Source organism: Haladaptatus sp. AB618 (assembly GCF_024136965.1).
GTDB lineage: Archaea > Halobacteriota > Halobacteria > Halobacteriales > Haladaptataceae > Haladaptatus.
Genome location: NZ_JAMYJX010000011.1, coordinates 44595 through 65512, shown reverse-complemented (window position 1 = coordinate 65512; position 20918 = coordinate 44595). Strand labels below are relative to the sequence as shown.

Below are 20918 nucleotides of genomic sequence, written 5' to 3'. Positions count from 1 at the left end.
CAGGCCCCTATATGACATATAATTTTCTATTCATATATCCCCTGTGTCCGAGGGAATCCGCTTCCTCCCCCTCGTTCTACGCTTTCCAGTCCGGGATCGTGGTAGACACCACGTAATACATCATTGAACGTATAGACGGAGTATGAGCGTACCGGCCAACGAACGTGGACGGAGTGCACGTTCGCACCGGTAGTCAGGAGATCCCGTTCCGGATCATCGGGAACCGATCGGAATTTCGGTCATCCTGACACCACCGTCGAGCGTGTCGAGCAGTTCCCGGAGGTCGGCGTCCGGTCCGTCTCGCCGGAGCACGTCGATAGCGCGGTCGACTCGCTCGATGCGGCGTTTGGCTCGGTCGTAGCGGGCGTGAAGGTCGACTCTGGCCTCCTCGATGGCGATTCGACCGTCGTGAATCGCCTCGCGCGATTCGCGAAGCGTCGAGACCGTCTCGCGTATCGACTCCAGTGACATACCTCCCCCAACGCCGTCGACGAAAGTAGTACTGCTGGCTGTTGGCCTGCAATCCCTTCGGTGCGACCTTGGCCGGGACAGTTTTGCCGACGGGCGTCGTCCAGAGTTCGATGTCAGAGTACGCAACCGACGTTCTCGTCTCGGCGGATTGGGTGGAGGACAACATCGAGGCGTTCGAAAGCGACGATCCCGAGTACCGACTCGTGGAGGTGAACAGCCCTGAGATTCCCGATACCGACTTCCCGTCGCGGTACGACGACGGGCACATCCCCGGGGCAATCGGCATGCATTGGGACGAGGACCTCTCGGACGAAACCGAGCGGGATATCCTCAAAAAGGAGGACTTCGAGGAGGTGGTCGGCGAGTACGGAATCAGCGAGGACTCGACCGTCGTGTTCTACGGCGACGGTTGGATTCCGAACTGGTTCGCCACGTACGCCTACTGGGAGTTCAAATATTACGGTCACGAGGACGCCCGCGTGCTGAACGGCGGGAAGGACTACTGGGTCGAAAACGACTATCCGATGACCACGGATTCGCCGAACCATCCATCGGTAAACTACACCGCCAAAGGACCGTTCGAGAGCATTCGGGCCTACCGGGACGACGTGGAGAAGGCGATGGAATCCGGTCTTCCGCTGGTGGACGTCCGTTCCCCCGAAGAGTTCACCGGTGAAATTCTCGCACCGGAAGGGCAAAAGGAAACCGCACAACGGGGCGGCCACGTCCCCGGTGCGAGTAACATCCCGGTCGCCGAAGTGTTCGAGGACGATGGTCGGTTCAAGCCCGCCGACGAACTGCGCGAGTTGTACGCCGACCACGACGTGGACGGCGAGGAGTCGGTCATCGCGTACTGCCGAGTCGGGGAACGATCCGCCATCGAGTGGTTCGCGCTCCACGACTTGCTCGGCTTCGACGACGTACGCAACTACGACGGGTCGTGGACCGAGTGGGGGAACTTGGTTCGCGCGCCCATCGAGACCGGCGAGGAATAGCTTCTTTTTGCGGCGGTGACGAAGGCAGACCATCACCGACCTTCACGACCTCGTCGCGGACCTGTACCATCATCTGGAAGCGACGGCATCTCTGCCGGTCGCCACGCGCCCGAGTCAGTACCTCGGCGAAGCACAAGCGGTCGTCGGAGACGCCAGAGGTGCACCCGAACCGGTCGTGGAAAAGCGCGTCTCACAAGCCGCTTTACTGCTCTCACACGTCGATGAAACCGGGTGCGAGGAAGCGGACGAACACGTCGAACGGGCGCGGGAGGTGGTGGATGAGGTCCTATCGGAAGTGCGGTAAACGATCCGTCATCAGTATCGACAGTCATCGGTTCCTTCGCGTGATGATGATGGAGCAACTGCCGACGTCGCTGTTCCGTCCACCAATCGCGTGGCGCGTGCTCAAACCGACCGGATCGTCGGTCTCCCGCACTCAGCGTCGGGCGTGAACCCCGTCGAATCCCCCTCGCGGATTCGACAGCAAGGTCTGTCGATTCGGGAGGCTTTAACACACCTCGTTACCCATACTCACAGCCATGGAAAACAGCATGGAGAAAGACGAGTCGTTACGAAGCCGAGAAGTCACCGAAGGGCCGGAACGCGCCCCGCACCGGGCGATGTTTCGTGCGATGGGGTTCGACGACGAGGACCTCTCCTCGCCAATGGTTGGCGTTGCGAACCCGGCGGCCGACGTGACGCCCTGTAACGTCCACCTGAACGACGTCGCGGGGTCGGCCATCGACGGCGTGAACGCGGCGGGCGGCATGCCGATCGAGTTCGGAACCATCACCGTCTCGGACGCGATTTCGATGGGGACCGAGGGGATGAAGGCAAGCCTCATCTCGCGCGAGGTCATCGCCGACAGCGTGGAACTCGTCGCCTTCGGCGAGCGGATGGACGCCCTCGTCACGGTCGCGGGTTGTGACAAGAACCTCCCCGGCATGATGCTGGCGGCCATCCGCACCGACCTTCCGAGCGTGTTTCTGTACGGCGGTTCCATCATGCCCGGCGAACACGAGGGGCGGGAAGTCACCGTCCAGAACGTCTTCGAGGGCGTCGGCGCGGTCTCCCACGGCGATATGAGCGAAGAAGAACTGATCGAACTCGAACACGACGCCTGCCCCGGCGCGGGGTCTTGCGGCGGGATGTTCACCGCGAACACGATGGCGACCATGAGCGAGGTCCTCGGCTTCGCCCCGCTCGGTTCCGCCAGCCCACCGGCCGAATCACCGGAGCGGTACACGGTCGCCGAACAGGCCGGGGAAATCGCGCTGGACGCGGTGAAGAACGACCGCAAGCCCTCCGACATCCTCACCCGGGAGTCCTTCGAGAACGCCATCGCGGTGCAGGTGGCGATGGGTGGGTCGACCAACGCCGTCCTCCACCTGCTCGCACTCGCGGCGGAGGCCGGTATCGAACTCGACATCGACGACTTCGACGAGATTTCGCGCCGGACGCCCAAAATTGCCAACCTCCAACCCGGCGGCACGCGGGTGATGAAGGACCTCCACGACATCGGCGGCATCCCCGTCATCCTTCGCCGTCTGCTCGACGCCGACCTGATTCACGGGGACACGATGACCGTGACGGGCCGCACCATCGAGGAGGAACTCGACCATCTGGGAGTCTCCGGGGAGGCGGACGTCGACTTCCTCCGTCCGGTGGACGACCCGTTCCACGAGGAGGGAGCCATCAAAATCCTCAAAGGGAATCTCTCGCCTGACGGGTCTGTGCTGAAGGTGACGGGGGAGGACAAGTTCCACCACACCGGCCCGGCCCGCGTCTTCGAGAACGAGGAGGACGCGATGGAGTACGTGCAGGAAGGTGGCATCGAATCCGGCGACGTGATCGTCATCAGGAACGAAGGGCCGCGCGGCGGTCCCGGCATGCGCGAAATGCTCGGCGTGACGGCGGCCGTCGTCGGACAGGGGCACGAGGACGACGTGGCGCTCCTGACGGACGGCCGCTTTTCGGGTGCGACCCGCGGCCCGATGGTCGGTCACGTCGCTCCGGAGGCGCGCGCTGGCGGTCCAATCGCAATCGTGGAGGACGGCGACGAAATCACCGTCGACATCCCCAACCGCGAACTCTCCGTGAACCTTTCGGACGACGAATTCGACGCGCGATTGGACGATTGGGAACCCAAAGAACCGCAGTACACCACCGGGGTGCTGGCGAAATACGGCTCCGCATTCGGTTCGGCGGCGAACGGTGCCGTGACGAACCCCGGCGTGAAACGGGAGTAAGGCAGATATATTTCACAAAATTTTGTAGCCACAAAAGATCATCCAGTGCTGACTTTCCCAGAGAATGAACACGGTACACTCGCGGAAGAAAGCGAGAGAAACGAGGGGATGAGTAGGGCAATGATGGACAATAGCGGACATCGATAACCGTCTATTCTCATCTCCATGAAAAATACATGATCTCAATATAATCGTTATTATTAGAATTCAATTCCATAATTTGCCCCAAATCGAAGTATTTTTGCATTGTTTTTGAGCACTATTGAATACGTATGGCAAACAATGTCCAACAGGCATGGGGCCGCTATCGATCTGTCCCCCTCATCTATCGTATTGCTGCAGCGTTCGTCCTCGGGTCCATCGTCGGTCTCGTGTTCGGGGAACCGGCGACGAACCTTCAACCGCTCGGCGACCTCTTCGTCCGACTGTTGAAGATGGTCATCGTCCCCATCGTCGTCTTCACCCTCGTGATGGCGGCGCGGCACCTCTCGCCGAAAAACCTCGGGAAGATCGGGGGCGAGGTGGTCGCACTGTATCTCCTGACGACGATGATCGCCATCGCCGTCGGCCTCGGCGTGGCCAACCTCATCAACCCCGGCGTCGGAATCCATCTCCCGCAAAACGCACACGTCGATCCCGGACAGGCACCGCCGCTCATGGACGTTCTCCTCAACATCGTCCCGGAAAACCCGATCAACGCGATGGCCGAGGGGAAGATGCTCGGCATCATCTTCTTCGCCCTCGTCTTCGGCGTCGGATTGACCGTCGTTCGTGACGAGGCCGAACCGGGTTCGACCTTGGAAAGCGGCGTCGAGGACATCTTCGACTCCGTCGAGGTGTGTACCGAGGTGATGTTCAAGGTCGTCTGGGGCGTGATGGAGTACGGTGTCATCGGCGTGTTCGCGCTGATGGCCGCCCTCTTCGGCGAGATCGGTATCGACGCCATCGCCTCGCTGTTCAAGCTCTGTGCCGCGCTCGCCATCGCCATCGCCATCCAGATGTCGGTGGTGTACTTCCTCATCATCCTCATGGGACTCGTTCGGAAGTCCCCGTTCGACTTCGTGGAGGGGAGTCGGGACGCCATGATGACGGCGCTCAGCATTCGTTCTTCGAGCGGGACGCTCCCGGTTACGATGTCGAACGCGGACGAGAACCTCGGCATCGAGGACGACGTGTACAGCTTCTCGCTGCCGCTCGGCGCGACCATCAACATGGACGGAACGGCCATGTATCTCGGCATCGCCGCCATCTTCGCGGCCAACGTGGTCGGCAAATCGCTGACCTTCACGGAACAACTGAGCGTCCTCCTCACGGCGCTGCTCGCCAGCATCGGTACCGCTGGCGTTCCGGGTGCGAGCCTCATCATGATGACCGTCGTGTTCCAACAGGTCGGTCTGCCGCTGGCACCCATCGCGATGGTCGCGGGGGTCGATCCGCTCCTCGACCGTCTGCGGACGATGAACAACGTCACCGGCGACCTCGCGGTGACGACGCTCGTCGCCAAGTGGAACGACGCTATCGACTTCAGCACCGGTGTCTGGACCGACGGTGACGCCGGAATGGGAGACGTCCCAACGGCGGCGAAAACCGACGACTGACACTACTAACGCGAGCGACACGACAGACACGATCCACATTTTATGAACTCCGAAACGACGAACGAGACGACTGAAAGCGAACGAATCGTCGAGCGTGCCCGCGATGTGATTCCGGGCGGCGCACAGACCGGACTTCGGGCGCAAGCGTACGACACCGGGGAAGTGGCCTTCGAACGTTCGAAGGGCGCGACGCTCACCACGGTCGACGGCGACGAGTACACCGATTATCACCTCGGATTCGGTCCCATCATTCTCGGACACGGCTACGAAGCGGTGGACGAGGCGGCGCGGAACGCCATCGACGACGGCGTGCTCTACGGAACCGGAACGGCCCCGCTCGAAGTCGAAGTGGCCGAGCGACTGGTCGACCTCCTGCCGAGCATCGAGCAGGTGAACTTCTGTAACAGCGGAAGCGAGGCGACCTACCACGCGATTCGTCTCGCCAGGGCGTACACGGGGAACGACAAGATCCTGAAATTCGAGGGCTGCTATCACGGGTGGCACGACTACGTGGACGTGAGCGTCTACCCGCCGGAGGACGGACTCGGCGAGGGGCATCCCGAATCCGAGGGGATGCTCCCGGCCGCCGTGGAGAACACGCTCGTCGCCCCATTCAACGACGGCGAGGCCGTCGAGGAGATATTCCGCGAACACGGCGACGACCTCGCGGCCGTCATCCTCGAACCCGTGCCGCACTCGGTCGGGTGTCTCCTCCCCCGGCAGGAGTTCCTCGAAACGGTCCGAGACGTCACCGCGGACGCGGACGTGCCGCTCATCTTCGACGAGGTCATCACCGGGTTCCGTCACTCGCCCCACGGTGCACAGGGCGAGTTCGGCGTCACGCCCGACCTGACGTGCGTGGCCAAAGCGCTCGGGAACGGTTATCCGGTCGCGGCGGTCGGCGGCCGCGAGGATCTGCTCTCACAGGCGGGCGGCGACAACAAATCCGGCGTCGTCATCAGCGGGACGTACTCGGGCAACCTCCCCGGACTCGCCGCGGCGCGCGAGACCATCGACACCATCGTGGCGGAGGACGTCCAGGGCCACGTCTCGGACCTCGGCGACGAGTACAGGGCCGGACTCCGTGATCTGTTGGCGGATCACGGAATCGACGGCAGGGTCATCGGTCACCGGAGCATCTTCAGCGTCCAGTTCGGCGTGACGGGCGAACCCGAGAACTACGAGGACATCCTCGGACTGCACGAGGAGCGGTTCCACGAGTTCGCCGCGGGCATGCGGAATCGGGGCCACTTCTTCACGCCGAACCCGTACAAGCGCCATCACCTCTCGTTCGCCCACGACGAGGAGAACCTCGCCGCATATCTCGACGCCGCGGACGACGTGTTTGGGAACCTTTGACCGGGTTCAGCACCCTTAACCGTGCCCGACTGTTACGGGTCGTCCGATGGATTCTGCGATACGCATACGTGATTTGGAGAAAGAATACGGGGAGGTACGAGCGCTCAAGGGAATCGACCTCGACGTTCCGAAGGGCTCGTTTTTCGGCCTGCTCGGGCCGAACGGGGCGGGAAAGACGACGTTCATCAACATCCTCGTCGGACTGGTGAAGAACTCGGGCGGCACGGCGGAGGTGTTCGGCGCGGACGTGGAGGACGACTACCGCGAGGCGCGCGACCGAATCGGGCTCGCGCCACAGGAGTTCAACGTGGACCGCTTCTTCCCGATTCGAGAGGTGCTGGAGCACAAGGCGGGCTACCACGGCATCCCGCGGTCGGAGGCGGGCGAGCGCGCCGACGAGGTACTTCGGCGCGTGGGAATTTACGACAAGCGCGACACGCGCTTCGACTGGCTCTCGGGCGGGATGAAACGCCGGTTCGTCCTCGCGCGGGCGCTCATCACGAAACCCGATCTGCTCATTCTCGACGAACCGACGGCCGGGGTGGACGTGCAGTTGCGCCACGACCTGTGGGACCTCATCACCGAACTCAACGAGTCGGGGACCACGATTCTGCTCACGACCCACTACATCGAGGAGGCCGAACGCCTCTGTGACGAGGTCGCCATCCTCGATTCGGGCCGTATCGTCGAGGTGGCGAGCCCGGAGGAGCTAATGGGTCGCGGCCCGGACAAGATCACCATCTCGCTCCGCAACCCGCCCGAATCCGCGCCGCAGCTCTCCGCCGGTCGGGACAAAATCGAGGAGGTGGAGCTGTCGGGCGACGAACTCGTCATTACCGCTCCGGAGGCCGGGCTGCTCGCGCCGGAACTCGTGCGCGAACTCGACCGGAAAGGGTTCGAGATCATCCATTTCGACATCTCGCGCACCTCGCTCGAAGAGGTGTTCGTGGAGATGACGCGGGCGAACGAGAGCACGAGCGATGGAAACGAGGGGGCGGGCGATGGAGACGGGAAGACGGACGACTTCGACCGCGACGATTCCGAACTCGCCGCCATCGTCGGAGGTGACGACGCGTGAGCAACGCGAACGAGGGATTGACCGGGTTCATCACGCTGACGCGCCGCGAAATCCTGCGGTTCCTGCGGCGGCCGCGGAACACGTTCGTCCCGCCGTTCGTCACGAACGTGTTGTACTTCTCCGTGTTCGGGGTCATCCTCGGCAGTCGCGTCGGGAAGATGCAGTTCGACGGCCACGCGGTCCCGTATATCGTCTTCATCCTGCCCGGACTGGTCGTGCTGGGAGCCATCTCGAACGCCTTCGAGAACTCCTGTTTCTCCATCTTCCACGGGAGATGGAACCGCTACATCGAGGAAACGCTCACCTCGCCGATGTCCTACTCGCGGATGGTCGCCTCCTACATCGTCTCCGGGGCGACGCGCGGGTTGCTCGTCGGCGCGCTCATCGCCGTCCTCGGCGCGTTCTTCACGTCCGTCGGAGTCGCCAGACCGCTCTATCTGCTCGCCTTCGCGGTCGTCATCACGCTGCTGTTTTCGAGCTTCGGCGTGGTCGGCGGCCTCTGGGCCGACGACTGGGACAACCTGACGATGATGAACCAGTTCATCGTCCGCCCGCTCGTCTTCTTCGGTGGCGTGTTCTACACGCTGGACAGCCTCAATTCGGAACTCCTCCGGACCCTCACCATGCTCAACCCGATGGTGTACATGGTGGACGGCGTCCGCTACGGCTTCCTCGGCGCGTCCGAACTCGACCCCAACCTCTCGCTGGGCGTGCTGACGGGGCTCACGATCATCGTGGTGGCGATCGACGTGTTCCTGTTCCGCCGCGGCTACGGCCTGACGGAATAGCTGCGAATTTCGAGCGAGGTTGATTTTTATTGTGATCGTAAATTCCAGTCCGTGTGAGCGACTTTTCGAGGGAAGTTCCATTTTCCGAGACTACAGTAGCCGAGCCGCTTGTTGCGCCATCAGACTGAAAGAACTGAGCGATACGAACCGACTTTCGACGGGAGAACGTCCCCATTCAAATCATTCAAATTCGTCCATCCCCAACCCACAGCAGAAGCCCGAATGAAACATCTCCCGAAGCACATCAGGCCGCACTGGCGTTATCTCGCGGTCGGCCTCGAAGGGTGGCCCGACGCGGACATCGACCGTCGTTCGTTCCAGCGGAGCATCTGGTTCGCCGCGCAGAACTTCCTCGGGGACGCCGGGAGCGCCGACGCCGACCTGACCGTCTACGGCTTCGAGTTCGAGGACGGCGAGGGTGAGGCGCTGGTGCGTGCTCGGCGCGGACACACCGACGAGGCGCGGGCGGTGTTGGCCTGTATCGAGGAGATACAGGGCGATTCCGTCGGCGTGTTCGTCCGTGGTATAAGCGGGACGGTCCGAGGTTGTGAAGAAAAGTATTTAGGTCGCCGCAGGGAACTTTCGGGCGAGAGAAGCGTCGTGTTTGCGGACGAGCAACGACCCGCCGTCGTTCGGGACGGCGTCTTCGACATTCAGGTCGATGACTCGTTCGTAGGCGCGACCGAACTCGATTTCGAGTGATACTATGCAGGGACAAGCCCAACAGCAGGCGTACGACCGAGGGATTACGATCTTCTCCCCGGACGGCCGTCTCTATCAAGTCGAATATGCACGAGAGGCCGTTAAACGAGGAAGCGCCAGCATCGGTGTCCGGACCGAAGGTGGCGTCGTCCTCGCGGTAGACAAACACACCCGGTCGCCGCTCATGGAGCAGACGAGCGTCGAAAAGCTCCACAAGTCGGACGACCACATCGGCATCGCCAGCGCGGGCCACGTCGCCGACGCCCGACAACTCATCGACTTCGCCCGCCGTCAGTCGCAGGTCAACCGCCTGCGCTACGGCGAGCCAATCGGCGTCGAGACGCTGACGAAGGAAGTCACCGACCACATCCAGCAGTACACGCAGGTCGGCGGCGCACGACCGTTCGGTGTCGCGCTCATCATCGGCGGCATCGAGAACGGCGAACCGCGTCTCTACGAGACCGACCCGTCCGGAACGCCGTACGAATGGAAGGCGCTCGCCGTCGGTTCCGACCGCGGCGAGATTCAGGACTACCTCGAATCGAACTACAGCGAAGGAATGGATCTGGACAGCGGTATCGACCTCGCCCTGAGCGGCCTCGGCACCGTCAACGACGACGCACTCTCGCCGACGGGTGTCGGCCTCGCCACCGTCGACGTCGAGACCGAGCGCTTCCGCATGCTCGACGACGACGAAGTCGAGGGCTACCTCGACGAACTCGACCTCCTCGAAACCGAGGACGACGAAGAGCCGGAAGAGTAATTTCGACGTTTTTTGCGGGAAACATCTTTTAGGTGGGCGCGTTTACCTTCGGGTATGATATCACTCGAAGAGGCGGTGACGGCGCGTCTCGAATCGCACGGTGCGCGCTTCGAAGTCCTCGTGGATCCGGACGCGGCGCTGGCGATGAAACGCGGCGAGTTCGATGGGGACATCGAGGACATCATCGCCGCCGAGGACGTGTTCGAAAACGCGAGTCGAGGGGACCGACCGGCCGAAGAGGATTTGGAGACGGTTTTCGAGACGACGGATCCGCTCGAAATCATCCCCCAAGTCATCGAGCGCGGGGAGATCCAGATCACGGCCGAACAGCGAAAGGAGATGCAGGAACAGAAGCACAAGCAATTGGTCACCCAGATCGCGCGCAACGCGGTCAACCCGCAGATGGACAACGCGCCGCACCCGCCGGACCGCATCGAGAGCGCGCTGGAGCAGGCCGGATTCTCGGTGGACCCGATGGAGCCCGCTGACCAGCAGGTCGACGACGCGCTCGACGCGCTGCGCCCCGTCATCCCGATCAGGTTCGACGAGGTGACCATCGCGGTGCAGGTACCCGCCAACTACGCAGGGAGCGCACAGGCCCGAATTCGACAGTTCGGCGAACTGGAGCGTGAGGAGTGGCAGAACGACGGGTCGTGGGTCGGCGTGATGACCTTCCCCGCGGGGATGCAGAACGAGTTTTACGACCTCGTGAACGAGAACACGAGCGGCGAGGCCGAGACGCGAATCATCAAGGACGAGGACGACCTCCAGACGCGATAATCGTTCGAACGACTCGTTCTGACACGGTAATTCGGCAGACAGACCCTTCCGTGCGGCCGTCGTGTGTGGGTGACGATGGAGTTCTCCGAAGAGCGTTCGCGCATCGGGTGGTGGGCGCTCGCCATCGTACTGGCGGCCGCGCTCGCCTTCGTGGCCTACGCGTTCGTCGGCACGCTCGTCCTCGGGTTGTTCATCTACTACGGATCACGCCCGATCTATCGCCGGGTGACGAGATACGTCGAATCGAAGACGCTCGCGGCCGCGGGGACCCTCTTTTTGCTCTCGCTTCCGGCGCTGGCACTCGTCGGCTACACCGTCGCCGTCGGCGTGCGCGAACTCAGCGCGTACACAGGGGCCGCCATCGGGACGTATTACTCCCACCTGTTTCCCGGAGCGACGTCAGTCCCCGACCTCCTCGCCCATCCACAACGACTGCTCACGTCCGATTTCCGGAGTCTGTGGGGCGATTTCACGACCGCCACCGAATCGCTCGGCATCGTTTCTCGTGGGCTGCTCACGCTGTTTCTCTCCATCTCCTTCGCCTTCTTCGCGCTCCGGGACGGGAACCGACTGGCGGATTGGTTCCGCGGCGAGATGGGCGAGGACAGCGCCGTCGTGGCATACGTCTCGGCGGTCGATAGCGACCTCGCAATCGTGTACTTCGGGAACGTCCTCACCGTCCTCCTCGTCGGCGTCGCGGCGACGCTCCTCTACAACTGGTTCGCCGCGGTTGCCCCCGACGGGGTCGCATTTCCCCTGCCGACCGTCTTCGCCCTGTTGACCGGCCTCGCCACGTTCGTTCCCATCGTCGTCGGGAAACTGGTGTACGTCCCGCTCACGCTGTACTTCGGATGGGAGGCGTTCGAAGTCGATTCCAAACTGCTCTGGTTTCCGCTCGTGTTCTTCCTCGTCTCGCTGGTACTGCTCGACCTTCTCCCACAGACGGTCATCCGGCCGTACATCTCCGGGCGGACGACGCACACGGGGCTCGTGATGTTCGCCTACATTCTGGGCGGAGTCCTGTTCGGCTGGTACGGCATCTTTCTGGGGCCGCTGGTGCTGGTACTCGTCGTGCAGTTCGCCGACATCGTTTTCGGTGACCTGGTCCACGGTCGACGCGTGACGCCAACCTCGTCGCTCTCCATCGGGTCGAATCCCCCGGACGAAGCGCGGTCGGAGAAAAAAGACGAACGAAAATGAACGAGGATGTCCGAACGGAATTCGTCTACGCCTGGAGTCGGATTTCGTCGTCGGTGACCGACGAAACCATCTCATCCTGGAGCGGATAGGTGTCCTCGTCCCGGTCGCCCCACCCGAGTTTCGACTTCACCTTGTCGGTGATGCCGGGGTCGGGGTCCACGTGGGCGGTACCGTGCTGTACGTCGGAGACGATACCGACTTGGTCGCCGGAGTTGTCCACGACTTTCTTCCCCTCGTCGTCGTCAGTGATTTGCGTTGTCATCGCGTTCGTAACTCGTCCGTTCGCCGGGAACCGTCGCTGGTTGCGAGTTCAAGGGCCTTATCCGCATCCACGATTTCGGGGGCGTCACCCGTCGTCGGGAAGCAACGGATGGTCGTCCGGTGCACGTGCGAGTTCCCGCTGGACGGCATCCCACTCCTCGAAATAGCCGTAGTCGGTCATCGTTGACATGCCCGCGAGGGCCGCCCGAAGACTCAGGCCGACGAGCGGGATGTCCGCCACTGTGATGACCACGTCTGCTTGTAGAATGACGCCGTCCCGCAGGATCACGTCGAGCAAGTCCACGACGGCGTGGTCGTCCTTCGTCGGTTTCATGCGTCCAACTCCGGTGCGAACGAGTACGGCGGCCACGGCCCGGTAAACCTGATCTCGATACCCGGGTCCGCCGCCACGTCGTCCAATAACTCGCCGATTTCCTCCTCGTGGTCCTCGTGAGCCAAGAACGCAACCTGCACGACTTCGTCCGAGGAATCCGACCCGAGAACCCCGCTGCTCGAATCCAATACCTCGAACTCGCGCACGAGGGGGTCGAGTCCGTCGCGGAGTCGCGCGGTCAGATCCTTCTGCCGCGCCCGTCGGAGGTCACGGAGTCGATTGTCGTACTGCTTTTCGAGCAAAAACGCGGTCCCCTCGTTCGCCTCGTCGACCTTCCCACGCAGTTCGGCCAGCTTTTCGTCGTCGGCTTCGAGTTCGTCCTGCACGCGGTCCTCGTCCCACGCGACGCCGACGCGGTACTCCCAGTGTCCCGCGAAGTCGTCGAGATGGGTTTCGAGGGTCTCGGACTGGTCAGCCAGCCACTCCATCACCGCGTCGTCGTCGCCCTTGAGAATCGTATCGAAGCGGAACGGAAGCGGGGTTCCGAACCGTTCCCCGGCGGCGTCCACCACGGACTGATGGGTGAGCAACCACTCCCGAACCCGCCCGAGGTCGTCCGAATCGAACGGCGAATCACAGGACTGGACGACCGCACCCAGCCCATCGTGAACGAGCACCGAGACGGAACCGCCGTCGATACCTGCCTCCGAAAAATCGGTCGTGTCTTCGTCCGCTCCTGCATCCACGACACAGTAGAGGTATCGCCCCTCCTCGAACTCGGAATCAGCCACCGTACTCCTCCATGCCGGGTTCGCGGTCCGCGAGGTCGATCAGTGCGTCCGAAATCAGGTCGTCCAGATCGCCACGGAGGGTATCCACGCCTTCCTCGATCCCCTCGGACTCTTTCAGTCGCTCCAATTCGTCCTCGATGGCCGCCAACTGCGTCCCGAGTCGCTCGATCTCCTCGGGCGTTAGGTCGTCGTACTCCATCCGTCGAACCGCCTCGCGCTCCATCGCCTCGACGAGCAGTTCGACCACCGTGATGACGAGCGCGACGAGTCCTTTTCCGGCGTCGTCACCATCCACTTCAATCGCCGTCATGCTCCGCCTCCGCTTCGGCTTTCGCCTCCGTTTCTTCCTCCTCTCCATCCTCGTCACTGTCGTCCGCGTCGGCGTCCTCGTCATCGGTCTCCGCTTCGTCGTCCCCTTCCTCGTCGGGGGAGACGCCGACAGTCACGGTTTCGGATTCGGGCAGTTCCTCGACGCCTGCGGCTTCCTCGACGCGCTTCATGTCGGTTCCTTCCGGAAATTCGAGGCCGTACTGTGCCGCCGTCTCGAACGACGCGATGGCGGCTCGGAGTTTCACGCCGAGCAGTTCCGTCTCGCCGACCGTCACCACGATATCGGCGTTGATGACGACGCCCTTGTCGAGCAGCAGTTCCAGCATCTCGGCGAGGTCGGACTGGCTCCGGGTGGGTCCGGTCTCACCCATCCTCTTCCTCCTCGAATCGACGACCGTAGATTCGCTTGTTCTTCGACCCGGACGAGTGCCAGCCACTCTTCGGAACCGTCGAATAGCGTGCGACGCTGGCCTCGGTGGAGCCGGATGCGGCCATCGTGGAATACGCTGACGGGTTACCGGACGACGGCTGTCCGGTGGACCCCATCGACTCGTTTTCCTCCCTGGCTTCCTTCAGGTCGTTCCGTGTGTCGATGAGCCCGTCCCGGAACTCTTCCACGCTTTCCTGGAGCTGTGACTGGAGTTTCGACTCGTACAGTTCGGACTGCATCTCGGTTTCGAGGTCCTCGTCCATTTCGATCATGTCGTCGTCGTCCGACTCGTCGTCTCCGACGCCGATTTCTTCGAGGGCGTCGGTGAACTCGTCGCTCTCCTCCCACAGGCTTCGAACGTCCGTGGACGACCATAGCTCCCGGAACTTGATGGCGCTGATGAGGCTCCGAACGTCGATGACCTCCCCGGCGTCACCTTCGTCGATGGCGTCGTCCGTGTCCTCCAACTCGACCACGTCCCGGAGTTCGGACAGTTCGAGTACGTCCGGAAGGTCGGTCAGGTCGAGTTCGTCTAGCACGTCCTCGCCCTCGTCCAACACGTTCCAGAGGTTCTCGGCTTCCGTCGCAACCGAGTCGAACGAGTCCGACGACCCGAGCGCCGACACCAGTCCGTCGAGTCCCGACTGTACCTCGTCGAGGAACGGTTCGATTTCTTCGTTAGCCATCGGGTAACTCCCGTCCGATTCGCAGTTCGAGGATGTAGTTGTTGTACGATGCGTTCCTGATCGCCGCATCGTCCCATTCGATGCCGAATCGCTTGATCGGCCGCTCGTCGTCCCGGATCTCGATCACGTTCGTCTCGCCGTCGAACGTGACCCCGAGGTCGTCCTTCGGAACGCCGGGGACGTCCATGGTGACGACGAGTTCGCCGTCCTCCTCCCGCGTGTTCGTTAGATATCGTTGCCGCGGTTGTGTCCGGGGCTGACTCCGCTGCTTTCGGGGGTGACCCGACGCGACGGAGTCAAGCGAAATCCCGTAGTTGATTCGTCCCCCCGAGCTACCGTGTTCGCCAGCGTACGTTCGTTTCTCGTCGTCCGAGAGTTCGTTCGCCAATCTGACCAACCGTTCGATGATTCCCATTATCGTTTCACCTCGACTTTCCCGTTTCGCAGCCGTTCGTGGGCCGTTTCCGCAGCGTCGAGTCGCGCTTCGAGGTCGGCTTTTCGTTGCGCGTACTCCTCGTCGGACAACTCGCCCAGATCGTACAGCATGTGCGTCTCCTTGAGTTCGTCCTGTATGCCCGCGATGTCGTACATCTCGTCGACCGCCAGCGAGTGGAGAACGTCCACCATCGACACCAGCGGCCTGAACAACAGGTCGTCGACGACGATCATCCCTGTGCTCCGATGTGGATGTCCACGAAGTTGTACGGTGCCCACGGCCCCGTGTACTGGACGGTCAACTCGTCGTACTCCTCGCGTAGCTCGCCGACTTCCTCGGCGAACGCCTCGCGGTCGTCCGTCGCCACGAGATACGAGCGGTTGAGGGCGAGCCTGTCGCTGAACAGGTCGTCCTCGGTCTCGCTCTCGGCGATGTCGGACAGTCGTCCGCCGACGTCCTCCCGGATCGCCTCGTGGTCCACCTCGTCGTCCTCCCCGACCACGATTTTGACGCCGAGTTCGACGTGCCCATCGACCTCGTTGAGCGCCTTCGTGAACGCTCTCCGTGCACCACGGAGGACGGACTTCAGCGTACGGTTATCCTTGAACGCCATGCCGAACTGCATCGGCACGACGGCGTCCACGTCGTCACGTTCGAGGACCTCGCGGAGTACCTCGTCGTGGCGTTTGCTATCCTCGTCGGTTCGTTCGGGTTCGGTCGTGTCGATGTCCGAGACGACGGCCGAGAGCGTCCGGTACGTTACCGTGTACACTCGGTCACCACCAGCGACAGCGTCAGTGTCGAACTCGAAATCGTTCTTCTCGACGACCCCGTAGACGTATCGGTTCGAACTCATCGTTTCATGGAGACGGTGCTCCTACGACTGGAAAGCGACGAGACGTGCCTTAATAAGTCGTGTGGCGGAGAGTGCAAGCACGCACCGCATTGTGGCGTCTCACCCATTTTTCACCCGCTCGCCGACCGCTGGAGGTAACGAACGTCGATGCCTCACTGGGCGGCCTTCCGACGGTCGAGTTCCTCCATCAGGTCGTTCGCCAACACCTGAAGGTCGTCGTTCGAGAGTTGGTCGAGTTCGACCGTCGGCTCACCTTCTGCATCGGAGTCGTCTTCGGCTTCGCTTTCGTCGCCGGAGTCGTCCGTCACCTCTTGCTCGCCCGATTCGTCTTTCGACTGGCTCTCCTTCGATCCGTCTTCCTCGGATTTATCGGCTCCGGCCTCATCGTCGGCCGTCTCCGCCGGTTGCTCGTCTTCCTCCGAGGACTCGCTTTCACCGTCCGCACTCTCCATGCCGATGCTGCTCGCGGTGGCGAGTATATCCTGGGCATCCTCCTTGCTCACCTCCAGGACCTCCTGGACTCGCTGGAGGACGAGCTGTTCCCGTGTGGGCTCCGCTTCCGATTCCTCCTCGGACGCCTCCGGGGCCTCCAGTCGATGTTCGAGACGGTCGCCGAGCGACGCCCCGACTCTCCGCCCGACGAGCATCCCCAGACCACAGCCGACGACCCGTCCGAGGTCCCGACCGATAGCTTGGCCGTTCTCGCCCTCCATCTCGGTGAGCGCGTTCACGACTCGTTCCGCGTTCAGTTCCTTCCCCATATCCCCTTCGACTAGCTTTCGTACCGTGTTTTCTTCAGTCATGATGTCCCTCATTCGGCGTCGGCGTTAGCGTTCCTCGGCTTCGAAGATTTCCGTCTGCGTGCCGGTATCGCCGCGACGATACCGTCCCGCCCGTCCGTACCCTTGGACGGTGCCGCTCGGTCCGAGACCGATGACGTACCGTCCGAGAACGTCTTGCGTATCCGGAATCGAGTTTCGTTCGACCACCTCCGCGACGACTCGCCAGCCGTCTTCGTCCCGTTCCCCCACTTCGATGATACCGTCGAGCGGCGACCCGATGAGGTCGCTCGCGATGGCACGACCCACGTTCCGCGCTTCGTAAAGGCCGATTTCGTCGTCGCTTTCGACGATTTCCTCGATGTCGGACTCGTTCGCTTCGGTGCGCTCCGACGAACCGTCCCGGTCCTCGACGGCCTCGGACAGTTGGTCGAGTACATCGTCGAACTCGCCACTTTCGGAGTCGCTTGTTTGTTCGGTCATCGTTCCCTCCCCAAACGTGTCGTCATCGAGTTGCATAACTTATGCGCCCGTAACGAGTGCATACGACTTCGTAACCGGAATCGGGTGCCGAAACGAATCCACTTAAAAGTAACTTGCAGGCTCGGCCCGAATCCTGAAATAGCGTTCGCCTGGATTTCCCAACGTAGGGATTCGGTTCCCGTGATCAACTATGGTAGAAGCAAACCCGAACTCTTCGAGTCTCGCGGACGTTCTCGACCGCATTCTCGACAAAGGCGTCGTTATCGACGTGTGGGCGCGTATCTCCGTGGTCGGTATCGAAGTACTGACCGTCGAGGCGCGTGTCGTCGTCGCATCGGTCGACACGTTCCTCCACTACGCAAAGGAGATGGCGAAGTTAGAACGAGCATCCTCGGAGGACGAGGTGGACTTCGAACAGGTCGAAGTCGCGTCCCCCGAGGCCAGTTCGTCGTAAGCACAGTGTGACGAACGATGTCCGAAGCAGATCAGTGTCGGGCGCTCACCGACGACGGCGAGCGGTGCACCCGTCCGGCACAGGACGACGGTTTTTGTTATCAGCACGATTCGGACGACGAGACGATAGACGGCCAAAACGAGGAAGAAGCCGGGTCCGAAAACGGAGACGAGGAAGAAGACGTGAGCGATAATTCCCCGGACGAGGAGGAAGCGGAGGATAGCTCGGAGAGCGACGAATCGGACGAAAGCGGGGACGGCGAGTTCGACGTGATGGCCGTCCGCGAGACGGTCGAGGACGTCGCCAACGATTTGGTCGGGCATCCGCTCGACGGCATCATCGAGATAACCGAGGACGAAGACGGCTGGCAAGTCGTCGTCGAAATGGTAGAACGGAGCGCGGTTCCGGATACCCAGGACATCCTCGGACAGTACGCTATCGCGCTGTCGGAGTCGGGAGACGTAACCGGCTATCGATTGCGGGAGCGATACAGGCGCGGCGACAGTCAGGAGTGGTAGGGATTACCCTTTGCGGAACCCGACCATGAACCCGCCGACGAACCCGGCGCTAACCGAGAGCGTCGAGAGGAGGGTCGTTACCCACGAGGGAGGCTGACTACTTCCGGCGGCCTGACCGGTTTTCACTACTCCTGCGGAGAGTTTGTTCCAGTCGACAGAGAGTATACCGCGCGATTCGAGGAATTTGAACAGGGCGAGTTCGAGGCCGATGATGACCGCGATGAGCTTTGCGACTTTCTTCGCGGCGAATCCGATGACGCCACCGATGACGGCACCACTTCCCAGTTGGAGTCCGAGTTGTTGAGGGTCTATCCCGACTTGCATCGTCCCACTCAGAACACTGATAGGTTAAGTTTCTTGTGGTTTTGGTCGATGTTGAACGTTCTCTAGCGGTGTAAAATCGATACCATACGTGGTTTTCAATTCATCGCAACAACGAGTATACATATCTTTTGATCTGTGAATTACGCTTGAACGGCCGAACATTCGGGTTCCACTTTCAGCCGTCGAGATGATGATGTCAACGCAACCCCGCAACCCTCTCCCGATGGTTTTAAACAGATGAACAACCCGGTATAACGTATCAATGGCTTTCGAGGACTTACTGAGCGACCCGGTGATTCAGAAATATCTTCACGAACTGGTCGGACCGAAAGGAATGCCCGTCGCGGCCGCGCCGCCGGACGGTGAGGTGACCGACGAGGAACTCGCGGAGGAACTCGACCTCGAACTCAACGACGTTCGACGCGCGCTGTTCATCCTCTACGAGAACGACTTGGCGACCTACCGACGCCTCCGCGACGAGGATTCGGGATGGCTCACCTATCTCTGGACGTTCGAGTACGACAAGATTCCGGAGAATCTCGAAGAGGAGATGTACCGCCTGCTCGACGCGCTGAAACAGCGCCAAGAGTACGAGCGCAACCACGAGTTCTATCTCTGTGAGATCTGCTCGCTCCGCTTCGAATTCGGCGAGGCGATGGACTTCGGTTTCGAATGTCCCGAATGCGGGTCACCGCTCGAATCCATGGAGAACTCGATGCTCGTCGACTCGATGGAGGAGCGAATCCACAACCTAGAAGACGTACTCAACGTCGAAACACTCGGTGCATAATGGTCGTTCTCGCAACAAAAGTGTACGTTACCGGCGACGCAAAGCACCGCGCGCTGGACGGTCTCGAATCGCTGGTCGGAAACGCACTCGGAGACCTCGACGTGGAGTTCGACATCGGCGTCAGGCACGACGATTTCGTCTCGGTTACCGTGGAGGGCGAGGACGAAGTCGTCGCCCGGAACATCCTCGGCGAGGAGTGGGGCGAAATCACGCCCAACCTGCGCGACGGCGAAACGTACGTCGGCACGCTCGAATCGTGGGACGACGACGGCTTCGTCCTCGACGCCGGACAGGACGTTCGGATCCCGGCGTCCGAACTCGGACTCGGCCCGGGCAAACCCGAGCAGGTGATCGAACGGTTCGGCCTCGTTCAGCACATGCCGATGGGATTCGTCTACGCGGAGGACGGCACATCGCGCCTCTCAGACGCCGAGCGTGACCGCCTGTTCGACTGGTCGCGTGGCACCGGACGGGTGAACGTCAACAGCGCGACACGCGGCGAAGTTCGAGCGACGGTCAACCGTGCGGGCCATGCCCACGACATCGTCACCGTCGAACGACTCGGCGTGTTGGAACAGAGCATTATCTGTACGGAAAACACCGACCCGCCGGGACTGCTCGCCAGCATCGGCGGCTACATCCCGGCCGAAATCCGCTGTGTAATTCCATGAGAAAACGGTTCGTCCTCGCGTTCGCCCTGCTCGCCCTCCTCGCGGCCAGTGCCGGGTGTTCCTCCGTGTTCGGCCCGGGGGACATCAGCCAGCAGCAACTCAACAAGAACGCGACGTACGACTGGAAAACATCCGAGGACGTGACCTACAACGTCACGAGCGGGCAGTATCAAGCGGTCTACAACCTCGACAAGAAGGACACGCTCGAAATTCACCAGGAGGAATCCTTCGGCGAGGAGGCCCCCGTCGAAATTTCGGGCGTGCAGTTCCAGTATCCGAACGGGACCGTCGTCGGTGCCGATCAGATTTCGGTGCACAAGACGAAATCCTCGACCATCATCCGACCGCCCAAGGGACCCGGAAAACTCGCGTACACGGTATCGAGACAGGGGAAGACGTTCTACGTCCCGACCTACCTCGAAGACCGAACGTACGAAGTGACCATCCCTCGCGGCATGCGCGTCGATACGTTCCTGCTGAGTGACGTGCGCCCCGGTAGCTACGAGACGAGCATGCAGGACGGACGCGAGCATATCGTCTGGTCCCAACCCGTGAAATCCGACAGCATCTCGGTGCGGTACTACCTGGTCCGGGACAAGTGGATATTCGCCGGAATCGTCGCGCTGGCGTTGCTCGTCGGGTTCGGCGGTCTGGCCTACTACCGCTACCAGATTCGGCAACTCGAACGACAGCGCGAGGAGATGGGTCTCAACATGGACATCTCCGACGACGATATGGGCGACGGGCCGCCGCCCGGAATGTAAGAGCACTTTTCTTCACTGCCGCCTACGA

General features: G+C 61.8%; 29 protein-coding genes. 16 read left to right on the top strand and 13 right to left on the bottom strand.

Going from position 1 to position 20918, the window contains the following annotated elements; translation table 11 throughout:
* Positions 1-213: 213 nt before the first annotated feature.
* Positions 214-471 (bottom strand): hypothetical protein, encoded by a 258-nt coding sequence (locus NKF26_RS22010; protein ID WP_253234882.1) that lies wholly within the window; start codon positions 469-471, stop codon positions 214-216.
* Between the two features lie 110 nt (positions 472-581).
* Between NKF26_RS22010 and NKF26_RS22005 the strand changes: the two genes are divergently transcribed.
* The 11 genes from NKF26_RS22005 to NKF26_RS21955 all read left to right on the top strand — a co-directional run bounded on the left by NKF26_RS22005 (position 582) and on the right by NKF26_RS21955 (position 11983).
* Positions 582-1466 (top strand): sulfurtransferase, encoded by an 885-nt coding sequence (locus NKF26_RS22005; protein ID WP_253226133.1) that lies wholly within the window; start codon positions 582-584, stop codon positions 1464-1466.
* A 278-nt stretch (positions 1467-1744) separates the two neighbouring features.
* Positions 1745-1918, top strand: a complete 174-nt coding sequence (locus NKF26_RS22000; protein WP_253234881.1) for a hypothetical protein — start codon at positions 1745-1747, stop codon at positions 1916-1918.
* A gap of 87 nt (positions 1919-2005) precedes the next feature.
* The gene (ilvD, locus tag NKF26_RS21995) at positions 2006-3715 is read left to right on the top strand and encodes a dihydroxy-acid dehydratase (protein WP_253226131.1); all 1710 of its coding nucleotides are present in this window, start codon (positions 2006-2008) and stop codon (positions 3713-3715) included.
* 272 nt (positions 3716-3987) lie between these two features.
* Positions 3988-5313, top strand: a complete 1326-nt coding sequence (locus tag NKF26_RS21990; RefSeq protein WP_253226130.1) for a dicarboxylate/amino acid:cation symporter — start codon at positions 3988-3990, stop codon at positions 5311-5313.
* Between the two features lie 42 nt (positions 5314-5355).
* Positions 5356-6672 carry an aspartate aminotransferase family protein gene (locus NKF26_RS21985; protein ID WP_253234880.1) on the top strand — a complete coding sequence of 439 codons (1317 nt, stop codon included), beginning with the start codon at positions 5356-5358 and terminating at the stop codon, positions 6670-6672.
* Between the two features lie 46 nt (positions 6673-6718).
* On the top strand, positions 6719-7750 hold the full coding sequence (locus tag NKF26_RS21980) for an ABC transporter ATP-binding protein (RefSeq protein ID WP_253226128.1): 1032 nt from the start codon (positions 6719-6721) through the stop codon (positions 7748-7750).
* A complete protein-coding gene (locus tag NKF26_RS21975; RefSeq protein ID WP_253234879.1) occupies positions 7747-8538 on the top strand; it encodes an ABC transporter permease in 792 nt (263 codons plus the stop codon). Before NKF26_RS21980 ends, NKF26_RS21975 begins: the two co-directional genes overlap by 4 nt.
* Before the next feature lie 222 nt (positions 8539-8760).
* A complete protein-coding gene (locus NKF26_RS21970; protein WP_253226126.1) occupies positions 8761-9240 on the top strand; it encodes an Rpp14/Pop5 family protein in 480 nt (159 codons plus the stop codon).
* A 4-nt stretch (positions 9241-9244) separates the two neighbouring features.
* Entirely contained in the window at positions 9245-10003 is a 759-nt protein-coding gene (gene psmA / locus NKF26_RS21965; RefSeq protein ID WP_253226125.1) for an archaeal proteasome endopeptidase complex subunit alpha, read from the top strand.
* A 54-nt stretch (positions 10004-10057) separates the two neighbouring features.
* Complete coding sequence (locus NKF26_RS21960; protein WP_253226124.1) at positions 10058-10783, top strand: ribosome assembly factor SBDS; 726 nt, start codon at positions 10058-10060, stop codon at positions 10781-10783.
* A gap of 75 nt (positions 10784-10858) precedes the next feature.
* A complete protein-coding gene (locus NKF26_RS21955; RefSeq protein WP_253226123.1) occupies positions 10859-11983 on the top strand; it encodes an AI-2E family transporter in 1125 nt (374 codons plus the stop codon).
* A 25-nt stretch (positions 11984-12008) separates the two neighbouring features.
* On the opposite strand, the gene NKF26_RS21950 is transcribed toward NKF26_RS21955, so the two are convergent.
* From NKF26_RS21950 to gvpO (NKF26_RS21900), 11 genes are all read right to left on the bottom strand, one after another.
* Complete coding sequence (locus tag NKF26_RS21950) at positions 12009-12245, bottom strand: PRC-barrel domain containing protein (protein WP_253226122.1); 237 nt, start codon at positions 12243-12245, stop codon at positions 12009-12011.
* A gap of 84 nt (positions 12246-12329) precedes the next feature.
* Positions 12330-12578, bottom strand: coding sequence for a gas vesicle protein GvpM (gene gvpM, locus NKF26_RS21945; protein WP_066146128.1), 249 nt, complete (start codon positions 12576-12578; stop codon positions 12330-12332).
* Positions 12575-13369, bottom strand: a complete 795-nt coding sequence (gene gvpL, locus NKF26_RS21940) for a gas vesicle protein GvpL (protein ID WP_253226121.1) — start codon at positions 13367-13369, stop codon at positions 12575-12577. Before gvpL ends, gvpM begins: the two co-directional genes overlap by 4 nt.
* Entirely contained in the window at positions 13362-13679 is a 318-nt protein-coding gene (locus tag NKF26_RS21935) for a gas vesicle protein K (protein WP_253226120.1), read from the bottom strand. Before NKF26_RS21935 ends, gvpL begins: the two co-directional genes overlap by 8 nt.
* Positions 13666-14070 carry a gas vesicle protein GvpJ gene (gene gvpJ, locus NKF26_RS21930; RefSeq protein ID WP_253226119.1) on the bottom strand — a complete coding sequence of 135 codons (405 nt, stop codon included), beginning with the start codon at positions 14068-14070 and terminating at the stop codon, positions 13666-13668. Before gvpJ ends, NKF26_RS21935 begins: the two co-directional genes overlap by 14 nt.
* Positions 14063-14815 (bottom strand): hypothetical protein, encoded by a 753-nt coding sequence (locus tag NKF26_RS21925; RefSeq protein WP_253226118.1) that lies wholly within the window; start codon positions 14813-14815, stop codon positions 14063-14065. Before NKF26_RS21925 ends, gvpJ begins: the two co-directional genes overlap by 8 nt.
* A complete protein-coding gene (gene gvpH, locus NKF26_RS21920; RefSeq protein ID WP_253226117.1) occupies positions 14808-15230 on the bottom strand; it encodes a gas vesicle protein GvpH in 423 nt (140 codons plus the stop codon). The genes NKF26_RS21925 and gvpH overlap by 8 nt, the downstream gene beginning before the upstream one ends.
* A complete protein-coding gene (gvpG, locus tag NKF26_RS21915) occupies positions 15230-15484 on the bottom strand; it encodes a gas vesicle protein GvpG (protein WP_066146109.1) in 255 nt (84 codons plus the stop codon). The genes gvpH and gvpG overlap by 1 nt, the downstream gene beginning before the upstream one ends.
* Positions 15481-16107, bottom strand: coding sequence for a GvpL/GvpF family gas vesicle protein (locus NKF26_RS21910; RefSeq protein WP_253226116.1), 627 nt, complete (start codon positions 16105-16107; stop codon positions 15481-15483). Before NKF26_RS21910 ends, gvpG begins: the two co-directional genes overlap by 4 nt.
* Positions 16108-16259: 152 nt before the next feature.
* A complete protein-coding gene (locus tag NKF26_RS21905) occupies positions 16260-16910 on the bottom strand; it encodes a DNA polymerase V family protein (protein WP_253226115.1) in 651 nt (216 codons plus the stop codon).
* Positions 16911-16934: 24 nt separating this feature from the next.
* Positions 16935-17369: a gas vesicle protein GvpO gene (gvpO, locus tag NKF26_RS21900; protein WP_253226114.1), complete on the bottom strand. Its 435-nt coding sequence runs from the start codon at positions 17367-17369 to the stop codon at positions 16935-16937.
* Positions 17370-17559: 190 nt separating this feature from the next.
* On the opposite strand from gvpO (NKF26_RS21900), the gene gvpA reads away from it, so the two are divergent.
* Both gvpA and gvpO (NKF26_RS21890) read left to right on the top strand, forming a co-directional pair.
* Positions 17560-17823, top strand: coding sequence for a gas vesicle protein GvpA (gvpA, locus tag NKF26_RS21895; RefSeq protein WP_066146101.1), 264 nt, complete (start codon positions 17560-17562; stop codon positions 17821-17823).
* Between the two features lie 17 nt (positions 17824-17840).
* The gene (gene gvpO / locus NKF26_RS21890; RefSeq protein WP_253226113.1) at positions 17841-18341 is read left to right on the top strand and encodes a gas vesicle protein GvpO, halophile-type; all 501 of its coding nucleotides are present in this window, start codon (positions 17841-17843) and stop codon (positions 18339-18341) included.
* 3 nt (positions 18342-18344) lie between these two features.
* Here gvpO (NKF26_RS21890) and NKF26_RS21885 read toward each other — a convergent pair whose 3' ends face one another.
* Complete coding sequence (locus tag NKF26_RS21885) at positions 18345-18665, bottom strand: FUN14 domain-containing protein (RefSeq protein WP_253226112.1); 321 nt, start codon at positions 18663-18665, stop codon at positions 18345-18347.
* A gap of 262 nt (positions 18666-18927) precedes the next feature.
* Between NKF26_RS21885 and tfe the strand changes: the two genes are divergently transcribed.
* From tfe to NKF26_RS21870, 3 genes are read left to right on the top strand one after another with little or no spacing between them, the layout of a single operon-like run.
* A complete protein-coding gene (gene tfe / locus NKF26_RS21880; protein ID WP_253226111.1) occupies positions 18928-19455 on the top strand; it encodes a transcription factor E in 528 nt (175 codons plus the stop codon).
* Positions 19455-20126 (top strand): DUF2110 family protein, encoded by a 672-nt coding sequence (locus NKF26_RS21875; RefSeq protein ID WP_066146089.1) that lies wholly within the window; start codon positions 19455-19457, stop codon positions 20124-20126. The genes tfe and NKF26_RS21875 overlap by 1 nt, the downstream gene beginning before the upstream one ends.
* Positions 20123-20890: a DUF5803 family protein gene (locus NKF26_RS21870; RefSeq protein ID WP_253226110.1), complete on the top strand. Its 768-nt coding sequence runs from the start codon at positions 20123-20125 to the stop codon at positions 20888-20890. The genes NKF26_RS21875 and NKF26_RS21870 overlap by 4 nt, the downstream gene beginning before the upstream one ends.
* The last annotated feature ends 28 nt before the right edge of the window (positions 20891-20918 follow it).